Origin of the sequence: Nostoc sp. 'Peltigera membranacea cyanobiont' 213 (genome assembly GCF_002245975.1) — a bacterium.
Classification (GTDB): domain Bacteria; phylum Cyanobacteriota; class Cyanobacteriia; order Cyanobacteriales; family Nostocaceae; genus Nostoc.
This window is the reverse complement of sequence record NZ_NOLI01000091.1, coordinates 22921-32201: the sequence shown is the minus strand read 5'-3', so window position 1 is coordinate 32201 and position 9281 is coordinate 22921. Positions and strand designations below refer to the sequence as shown.

The 9281-nt window shown below is 42.8% G+C and carries 10 protein-coding genes and 1 pseudogene; 7 read left to right on the top strand and 4 right to left on the bottom strand.

What is annotated here, in order from left to right; genetic code table 11:
* Positions 1 to 289: 289 nt before the first annotated feature.
* A complete protein-coding gene (gene lepB / locus CDG77_RS22335) occupies positions 290 to 862 on the top strand; it encodes a signal peptidase I (RefSeq protein ID WP_094331547.1) in 573 nt (190 codons plus the stop codon).
* A 108-nt stretch (positions 863 to 970) separates the two neighbouring features.
* Here lepB and CDG77_RS22330 read toward each other — a convergent pair whose 3' ends face one another.
* Both CDG77_RS22330 and CDG77_RS22325 read right to left on the bottom strand, forming a co-directional pair.
* Positions 971 to 1504 carry a helix-hairpin-helix domain-containing protein gene (locus CDG77_RS22330; protein ID WP_094331546.1) on the bottom strand — a complete coding sequence of 178 codons (534 nt, stop codon included), beginning with the start codon at positions 1502 to 1504 and terminating at the stop codon, positions 971 to 973.
* 134 nt (positions 1505 to 1638) lie between these two features.
* Positions 1639 to 2013 carry an NINE protein gene (locus tag CDG77_RS22325; RefSeq protein ID WP_094331544.1) on the bottom strand — a complete coding sequence of 125 codons (375 nt, stop codon included), beginning with the start codon at positions 2011 to 2013 and terminating at the stop codon, positions 1639 to 1641.
* A 167-nt stretch (positions 2014 to 2180) separates the two neighbouring features.
* Here CDG77_RS22325 and CDG77_RS22320 point away from each other — a divergent pair, with 167 nt between their 5' ends.
* Positions 2181 to 3083 (top strand): J domain-containing protein, encoded by a 903-nt coding sequence (locus CDG77_RS22320; protein WP_094331542.1) that lies wholly within the window; start codon positions 2181 to 2183, stop codon positions 3081 to 3083.
* 126 nt (positions 3084 to 3209) lie between these two features.
* A pseudogene (locus CDG77_RS39135) lies at positions 3210 to 3278 on the top strand (DUF1825 family protein); the annotation flags it as partial.
* A gap of 89 nt (positions 3279 to 3367) precedes the next feature.
* On the opposite strand, the gene CDG77_RS35660 reads toward CDG77_RS39135, so the two are convergent.
* Entirely contained in the window at positions 3368 to 3676 is a 309-nt protein-coding gene (locus CDG77_RS35660) for a hypothetical protein (protein WP_143857071.1), read from the bottom strand.
* A gap of 339 nt (positions 3677 to 4015) precedes the next feature.
* Between CDG77_RS35660 and CDG77_RS22315 the strand changes: the two genes are divergently transcribed.
* Positions 4016 to 4339 (top strand): DUF1825 family protein, encoded by a 324-nt coding sequence (locus tag CDG77_RS22315; RefSeq protein ID WP_094331541.1) that lies wholly within the window; start codon positions 4016 to 4018, stop codon positions 4337 to 4339.
* A gap of 84 nt (positions 4340 to 4423) precedes the next feature.
* On the opposite strand, the gene CDG77_RS22310 is transcribed toward CDG77_RS22315, so the two are convergent.
* On the bottom strand, positions 4424 to 6349 hold the full coding sequence (locus CDG77_RS22310) for a transglycosylase domain-containing protein (protein ID WP_094331539.1): 1926 nt from the start codon (positions 6347 to 6349) through the stop codon (positions 4424 to 4426).
* A 173-nt stretch (positions 6350 to 6522) separates the two neighbouring features.
* Between CDG77_RS22310 and tyrS the strand changes: the two genes are divergently transcribed.
* From tyrS to CDG77_RS22295, 3 genes are read left to right on the top strand one after another with little or no spacing between them, the layout of a single operon-like run.
* Positions 6523 to 7713 carry a tyrosine--tRNA ligase gene (tyrS, locus tag CDG77_RS22305; RefSeq protein WP_190234032.1) on the top strand — a complete coding sequence of 397 codons (1191 nt, stop codon included), beginning with the start codon at positions 6523 to 6525 and terminating at the stop codon, positions 7711 to 7713.
* Between the two features lie 42 nt (positions 7714 to 7755).
* The gene (pyrF, locus tag CDG77_RS22300) at positions 7756 to 8475 is read left to right on the top strand and encodes an orotidine-5'-phosphate decarboxylase (protein WP_094331552.1); all 720 of its coding nucleotides are present in this window, start codon (positions 7756 to 7758) and stop codon (positions 8473 to 8475) included.
* Positions 8472 to 9197, top strand: coding sequence for a hypothetical protein (locus CDG77_RS22295; protein ID WP_094331537.1), 726 nt, complete (start codon positions 8472 to 8474; stop codon positions 9195 to 9197). The genes pyrF and CDG77_RS22295 overlap by 4 nt, the downstream gene beginning before the upstream one ends.
* Positions 9198 to 9281 lie beyond the last annotated feature (84 nt).

The window sequence follows — 9281 nt, the reverse complement described above, 5'->3', positions numbered from 1 at the left end:
CGAGGACGAATAAGACCGTCACTGATTCAATGATGTTGGAAGCCCCAACCTCAGCGAAGCAGGTTGGGGTACTTCACTTATCTATCTAGGAATCCCAATCCTTAGCTGATATTGCCTTAGACAGTTCGCAGCTTATTTCCAGCATTTTGCTTATCCTTTGTAAATGAGATAACTGTATTATTTAATATTTGTATGGGTTTATGCAGAACCCAACTTGCTTATCAATATACCTTTTGAGTCAAAATAATCAAGGTATTTGTCCCACTTCTGAAACTGGCTAAAAACTTTTATGATTCCTCGCGAAAGTGATGCAAAAGAAGATACTGCGTCGTTAAAAGTATTGCGTAGTTGGCAAGAAAATCTGATTTTAATTGCGATCGCATTATTTTTAGCACTTCTGATCAGGACTTTTATCGCCGAACCCCGCTATATCCCTTCTGATTCGATGTTGCCAACCTTACATACAGGCGATCGCCTGGTAGTTGAAAAAGTATCCTACCATTTTCACCCTCCCATAACTGGAGATATTATTGTTTTTCAGCCACCCGCAGAATTACAACGTCGGGGATATCCCAAAGACCAAGCTTTTATCAAGCGGGTTATTGGTCAGCCTGGTGAAATAATTAGTGTTGATTCTGGCAAAGTCTATCTCAACGGTCAACCATTGGCAGAAGACTACATTGCTGAACCACCAAATCAGCCATATCAACCAGTGAAAGTCCCAGAAGACGAATTTTTTGTTATGGGAGATAACCGCAATGATAGTAATGACTCTCGCTATTGGGGCTTTTTACCCAGAAAAAATGTTATCGGTCGGGCAACATTTCGTTTTTGGCCGCTCGATCGCATTGGGTTTATTTAAATAGTTAGGAGTCATTCAATTTTGGATTTTAGATTTTTCCTTCAATTCAAAATCTAAAATTGGCAGAGTTAGTAGTTATTTTAAAACTTCTAACTTCTAACTTTTAACTTAAAATGTTAAATAATACATCAGTTGGGCGATCGCATCACCACTTAACTCTAGCCGTCGTTGAAAATCAGCTAGGTTACGGTAAGGCCCTACTGATTGCCGATTTTGAACCACTGCTTGCGCTAAAGACAAATCTATAAATGGAATTTGGGCTAACTTTTGGACTGTTGCTGTATTCGGATTGACTAAATGGGTCGGACTTTCTAGAGATTCATGGTCATAATAAATAAAATTTAGCAGAGGCTTTAATGGTTCCAGGCGCGGCACTGGTATAGCCAAAGCCGCAGCGATATCTTCAATACAGTAAAATTTAACACCAGAATGCGAAAGTTCTACAAGCGATCGCGCTTGGTGAATTGACAAACCTGGTAGGCGTAACCAATCATCTACAGTCGCTTGATTAGCATCAATGCGAATACCTAATTTTGCCGCTATCTGAATTTCTTCCCCAGATTGGAGGCGATAGTAAGGATCGTTGAGGAGTTTGGCGCGGAGTTTTTGCAGTCTGGGGTTCAAAGGTAGCCAGTTATTCATATCGCTTACTTTAACCAATATTGAAGTCAAGCCCCCATCCCAGAAGGGTTGATTGTAATGCGATTGGGGTTGAAATCCCCTTTTCGCTTACATAATTACGAATTACGAATTACGAATTACGAATTACGAATTATTTAAGAAATCTGGTCTAGCAATTGGCGGCGCTTTTGTTCAAACTCATACTCTGAAATCAGTCCATCCTGACGCAAAGCATCCAATTCACGCATTGCCTCAGCCATTGCTCCTACCTGATTACTTACCTTTTGTGAGTTTCTTGTCGCTGACTTGCCGAGATTAAAATTGCGATCGAAAGCTTCTTCATCTTGGGCTAAATACCAAACTCCCTCAATAGCACTAGCTACCTTGGGGATAGGTGTCCAGGAAAGCAGCACATACAAAATACCCCACAACGGCTGTCCCAGATAGAATTTATGTAATCCTGAAATTGTCAGCGTGCCAGAAAAGGCTAAAACAGCAGCAATACTTCGACTTTTGCGCTTAGTCAACATATTTATAATAAATCTACCAATAACACAGTTCCTTGTCTTGCCCTTCAGACTTTTGGATGGGAAGTTCCACGCACAATTTAGTATTTGAAGAAATTTGAGTAAGTTTCACATGACTGTGCATTGAGCTTTGATGCTAATTTTAAGTTTTTAACAGCTTTATTACTACTATGTCACAGACCTTACTACCGCCGGGATGGGTTGAAAAGCTTTGCGATCCTTACGCTGTGCTAGGAATTTCTGTGATTGCTGACGATCGCCAGATTTTCAAACGCTATCACACTTTAGCGAAACTCCTACATCCCGATCGCTATGCCAAAAACTGCAATCCAGACCAAAAATTAGCAACAGCAATATTTAGCCATTTAATCAATCCAGCTTATGAACAACTGAAACACCGACAGAAGCGCTTGATTGCGATCGCTATGCTGCGATCGGATACCAGAGTTTTGGAGCAGAAGTCTTTGTCTTCTCAAAGTGCCATCGCTCATGAAATTACGGAAATGTCTACACCTGAAGCAGAATTGTTTTACGAAGAAGCGATCGTCTGCTATGCAGAAGCTCAATACAAATCATTAGATCAGTTTTATCAGGTGACGCAACAAATTAGTATACTGAATCTAGTTTATTTACGGTTGCATAAACCACACCTTTTCTTACCACAAAAAGCTGTTCCCATCATCCCGGAAGTAGAAGTCAACCCAGTTGAACCAGTTTTGACAAACTACGCTCAACGTCACTACGAACGAGCTATTGAATATGTCAGGCTAACCAAATGGCCCCTAGCTGTGCAAGAACTGCGCGATGCCATCAAGTTAGAGCCAAATAACAGCGACTATTATGCCTTATTAGGTTTGGTACATCTCCAACAGAAATTTGTGGGGATGGCTAGGGTTTACATCTGTCAAGCATTAAAACTGAATCCGCAAAATTCACTAGCTTTGAAATACGCTCCCGGACTGAAGATTCAACCAGGTGAAAATACCAATCCGAAATCAATGGCTAAAGCTATGAGTATTGCTGCTTTATTAAGTCGGTTTACAAAGGGTAAAGGTTCTCAAGTCAAGTGTTGAAATTTCGGTAACAAACCGTACTAAAACCGAAGCTTAGTCATCAGATTACTCACCTGGACTAAAATAATAAATAGAAGTAAAACTATTAAGCTACTGAGTCTGAACGCTCAGTTTAGTATAAGCAATATGGGATTCTTCGATTCTGAGATCGTTCAGCAAGAAGCTAAACAGCTATTTGAGGATGTTTCCTTCCTATGGCCCACCTAAGAGTGAATAAGGCACATAACATCCTGGCTCAACGAGCATAAATACCGCTGTTGGTGTGTCTTGTTTTAGACGGCTTTCTACAAACATCGGACGCGACGCACCCAGCAGTGTAGGAATAGACCAACCCGTTCAAGTGGCCACCATCCTTTATTGATTAAATCTGTTTGTGACCTGCAATTTAGAGTTTTTCCATACATATAATCCCGATCGCACTCCAGAGGACCGACGTAGCTACGCTGACCGTATGGAATTGTACAAGGAATGCCGTTTCGTCCGGGCAAGGCATAACCGTGTTGCCGAAGGACACGTGGTAGGAACATGGCTGACACTACGGAAAATGCCAGTATTCCTGCACCAAAGCGTAAAACAGTTATGTTAATAGCCATGTTAATAGCCATAAAGTCTTAACGAGGCAAATAGAGGTCAATCAGCGCATTTTCCGCGATTACAGACGGAAAGATCGATCTATAACGGGACTTGAACAAAGTTCAAGCCCAAACAAACCCTAAACGCTTCAGGTGTAAAGCAAATACAGTAAGTTTCACAGACCTTTATTGAGTCGGTCTAGCGAGAGGAAGCGTTTTCAAGTCAAGTGTTGAAATTTCGGTAACAAACCGTACTAAAACCGAAGCTTCGTCACTAGATTACTCACCTAGACTAAAATAATAAATAGAAGTAAAACTATTAAGCTGCTGAGTCTGGGCGCTCAGTTTAGTATAAGCAATATGGGATTCTTCGATTCTGAGATCGTTCAGCAAGAAGCAAAACAGCTATTTGAGGATTATCAAGCACTAATCAAGCTTGGTAATAACTACGGCAAATTTGACCGCGATGGCAAAAAGCTGTTTATTGAGCAAATGGAAGCCATGATGGATCGGTATCGCATCTTTATGAAGCGTTTCGAGCTATCAGAAGATTTCATGGCACAAATGACGGTAGAACAACTGAAAACGCAATTAGGTCAATTCGGTGTTACCCCGCAACAAATGTTTGACCAAATGAACCTCACTTTAGAACGGATGAAAGCCGAGCTAGAAAAACAGGCTTAGTCAATTTTAGATTTTGGATTGGCAATTAATCCAAAATCCAAATTGCGCTAGAAGCGCACTAAAGGTGCGACCCAAAATCTCAAATTATTGTGACTTGGGGCGAGAAAACTGCGAAGGTGGCTTGAAGTTTTCTACTGGTGTGTTCTTAAGTGCCTTCTCCATAAAATCTTTCCAGATAGGAGCGACCATAACACCACCTGTTGCATGGTCAGCTAATTGTCTGTTGTCGTCTCTCCCTACCCAAACCGCAGTTGTTAACTGTGGCACAGTGCCAACAAACCAAATATCTTTTTCTGATGATGTTGTTCCCGTCTTACCGGCGGCTGGACGACCGATCGCAGCACCTTTACCAGTACCTTCATTGATTACCGATCGCATCACATCAAGAATTGCTGCTGATGCCCAAGGATCGAGAACTAGCTGAGGCTTGGGAGTGTTATCTAGCAATACGTTACCACTACTATCAGTGACACGAGCAATTACAGTTGGCGGTGACTGCCAGCCATAATTAGCAAAGGTGGCATAAGCACTAGCCATTTCCAAAGGTGTAACACCAATTGCACCCAGAGGCAAGGAAGTAACAGGTTCCATCGGACTCATAATACCCAAGGTACGACAAGTTTCGATCACTCGATTCATTCCCACAGCCTTACCAATCTTGATTACAGGAATGTTGCGTGACTGGGCTAAAGCTGTTCTAATTGGCATCGATCCCCTAAAACTGTTATCGTAATTTCTGGGTGAGTACCAACCGTTACCATCTCGATAGCTGACTGGAGAATCCTCTACTGTTGAGTCTGCCGTATATTTACCAGTAGCAAAAGCAGTATAATATACAAACGGTTTAAAAGAAGATCCGGGTTGGCGTTGAGCTTGAGTTGCCCGATTGAATTCACTAGTCTTAGGATCTATACCGCCTACCAATGCTTTGATAAAATGTGTGCGCGGATCGATTGACACCAGCGCCATTTGGTTTTTAGATAATCCCTGATCTAAAAGTGCTTTATGCCACTTAGTGACGGTTTCCTCTGCCATTATTTGGAACTTGGCATCAACTGTAGTTTGCACCCGCATCCCACCTTTGAGTAGTGTGTCACGCCCAAACTTTTTAGCCAATTCCTGCGCTACGGTGTTGGTTACATAGGGTAGGGCACTACCTTGAAAGGATTTGATTTTACCAAGTTTGATTTCCTGCTTGAGGGCATTGTCATACTCAGACTGGTCGATCCAGTTTAATTCCAGCATCCGCCCCAGCACTTCTTTTTGTTTCTGTTTTGCCAGCTTCATGCTCACAAAGGGGCTGAATTCTTCTGGTGCTTGGATCAAACCCGCCATCATTGCTGACTCACCCAAGGTTAAATATTCTGATGACTTATTAAAGTAACTGCGGGCTGCCGTTTGTACACCATAATTGTTATGACCCCAATAAACCTGATTGAGGTACATTTCTAAAATTTGGTCTTTGGTAAGAATTTGCTCTAACCTGATTGCTAGCACTGCCTCCGCTAACTTGCGGGTAAAGGCACGCTTTTGAGATAAAAACAGGTTTTTTACCAACTGCATAGTAACAGTAGAGCCACCCTCTTTGACTCCACCTGCTACCGCATTAACTACTATAGCCCGGCCAACACCAGTAGGGTTAATACCGTGGTGATCGTAGAAGTGGTTATCTTCACTTGCTAATACAGCCCGTTTTAAATTCGGGGAAATTCTATCCAGGGGTACGACTTCCCGGTTGGCTTCCCCGTGGATACTCGTTAAAAGTTTACCCTTAACGTCATAGATGTAAGTTGTTTCTGAGGGAAAGAAGTTACGTAGCTGTCTCACATCTGGCAAATTACGGAAACTAATGGCTAAACCAACCAGTCCTCCGGCTACAATGGAACTTGCCAGCATAGTGATTGACAGGAGAGTACCGCCAGTTACCTGACCAACTCCTTTCAAAAACTCAAAACCTGATGAAGCCCGACGTTGTGGCTGTTTATCTTCAAAAGTCCTAGAAGACGACACGGCGATTTCACTTCCTCTCTTATAAATTTAACTGTAATTGATTGGACGAAGCAAGGCGGTTAATTTTTTGCAATTATAGTAGTTTGGCAGATGAGAAAGTGGATAAATTGCAAGTGTTTATAACCAACTTAGCTTCTAGCGGGCAAAACATAGCTAACAGTGGATTTTCTAGTATGACGCAAGATTTTGCTTGGCTGCGTCGTGGTGTTGTAGAAGTTTTTCCACAACCAGTTGATGTTAACAGTGAAAGTCTAGAAAAGCTTTTGCTAACTACAAACCAACCTTTGAGGATCAAACTTGGGATTGACCCTACTGGTACTGATATTCATCTCGGTCATAGCATACCAGTACGGAAACTGCGAGCGTTTCAAGATGCAGGCCATATAGCAGTTTTAATTATTGGCGATTTTACAGCACGCATTGGCGATCCGACTGGGAAATCTGAGGTGCGCCGTCAGCTTACAGAAGCAGATGTAGCCCGCAATGCCCAGACTTATCTCGATCAAGTACGTCCTATCTTGGATTTTGACACACCAGGAAGGTTAGAGGTGCGCTATAACTCCGAATGGCTCTCTAAGCTCAACTTAGAGAAAATTTTGGAGTTACTCTCGACGATGACGGTGGGGCAGATGTTGGCGAAAGAAGGATTTGCCGATCGCTATAAGAAAGAGAATCCGATTTTTATCCATGAGTTCCTATACCCGTTAATGCAAGGTTTCGATTCCGTTGCTGTTGAAGCAGATGTGGAATTAGGAGGGACAGATCAAAAATTTAACATCGCTGTAGGCAGAGATTTGCAGCGCCATTTTGGTCAAAAGCCCCAGTTTGGGATGCTGCTGCCAATTTTGATTGGCACGGATGGGGTACAAAAAATGTCTAAGTCTTTAGGTAATTATATTGGGCTGTCAGAACATCCGGGGCAAAAATATCAAAAGTTACAAGGGGTTCCAGATAATCTGCTGGAGGAGTATTTTGAACTGCTGACAGATTTACCTTTGGATAATTTGCCAGAAAATCCCCGCGATCGCCAAACACTCCTAGCTTATGAAGTTGTCAAGCAGTATCACGGCGAAACAGCCGCCCAAGAAGCAAAAGAAGCAGCGCAAAGCGGCGGAAAAGAAGGTGCAGTTCCCGAATTTTCTCTAGCTGAGATATCGCAGTTTCCCGCTAAATTAGCCTATATTCTCAATGTCACTGGTTTATGCAAAAGTACAGGAGAAGGTAAGCGGAAAATTCAAGAAGGTGGAGTGCGCTTAGATGGCGATCGCATTACCGATGTTGATACTACTTTTGCTGATTCTGGTGAGTTACAAGGTAAGGTTTTACAAGTTGGGAAAAATAAGTTTGTGCGTTTAGTGCCTTAGATGGGAACTAGAGACTGGGAAGTAGTTATCAAGAAACCATGTATGAATGCAGAAGAAAAAATTATTGTCGCTTTGGATGTGCCAGATGAAGAAAGTGCGATCGCTCTTATAGATAAACTCCCACAAGTCGGTTTTTGGAAAGTCGGCTTAGAGTTGTTTACTAGCACTGGGCCAAAAATTCTGCAAGTTTTGAAATCTAAGGAAAAGCGCATCTTCCTAGATTTAAAGTTTCACGATATCCCTAACACAGTTGCTGGCGCTTGTCGTAGTGCGGCTCGTTACGGGGTAGATTTATTGACAATTCATTCTACATCTGGTACAGAAGCCCTGAAAGCTGCAACAGAAGCCGCACAAGAAGGGGCTGCCCAAGCGGGTGTAAAACCGCCTAAGTTAATTGCTATTAGCTTGTTAACGAGCATTTCTGCTAGACAACTAGCATTTGATTTAAAGATTCCCCTAGAATTACCAGAATACGCCCTAGAAATGGCATTGCTGGCTCAAGAGGCGGGATTGGATGGGGCAGTTTGTTCGCCCCAAGAGGTGGCACAGTTACGAGAAACTTGTGGAGATGACTTTTTGCTAGTTTGTCCGGGAGTTAGACCAATTTGGGCTAATATTGGCGATCAAAAGCGATCGCTTACTCCAGCCCAAGCAATCATTGCTGGCGCAGATTATCTAGTGATTGGCCGTCCCATCACTGCTGCTACTGAGCCGGAGTTAGCCTGGAAGAGGATTTCTGAGGAGTTAACCACAGTGGCATGAAGCTAAGAGTCAATGAGAAACTGGGGGATAGGGTGCAGGGTGTAGGGCAGAAAAATCTTGCCTATTCGCTCAAGAAGAAAAATTATAGTTGGCTTTTAGCTTGTGGCTTTTGGGTTTTCGGATCGAATATCCTTGCTTATCCAGCGTTCTCGACAAACCCCACCCCTAATCCCTCGGCACTAGCAGAAAGGGAAAATGTCAACGACGGGGCGAAGTCTTTGTGTTCTGAGCAAAATCTAGAAACATTAACTATACAGCTACTAGAAGATTTACCTAGTTATACCAATCGCGCTAGTCAACGCGCCCGTCGCCTCAGCAGAAGCAGCGATATTTACAGTTATGTGCTGGTGGCAGGAAAACCTGAGTTTTCTCCTCTGCCCCTTAATCTTGAAGAATATGGTGCAGATGCGTCTAAAAACTCTGCATCAGGAATTGAGCAAGTTTTCTTTACTACTTTGGGACGGCAGTACATAGGAAGGAAAGCGTTAGAATTGCAGGAATTCCACTGGCTGTTGTTGACTAAAACTACAACTGGTTGGCGTTTAGTAATGATGTTTTCTCAAACTAGCTCCAATTCAACACAGCAGCCATTATCGCCGCCACGGGATAGTAGTAACGGCACTGTTGCCCAAGGGGTTAAAACTTGGTTACGCGATTGTCAAGCTGGAAGTGTCCAACGGATGCGTGCTGTGAATGGGGGACGATATCCCGGACAGAACTGAAGTTATGGGCTGATAGCGAAAGTCCACCCTTAGTGGACTGAATTAGACCTGTCCGAAATATTAACTTGGTGGCAAAAGAATGGT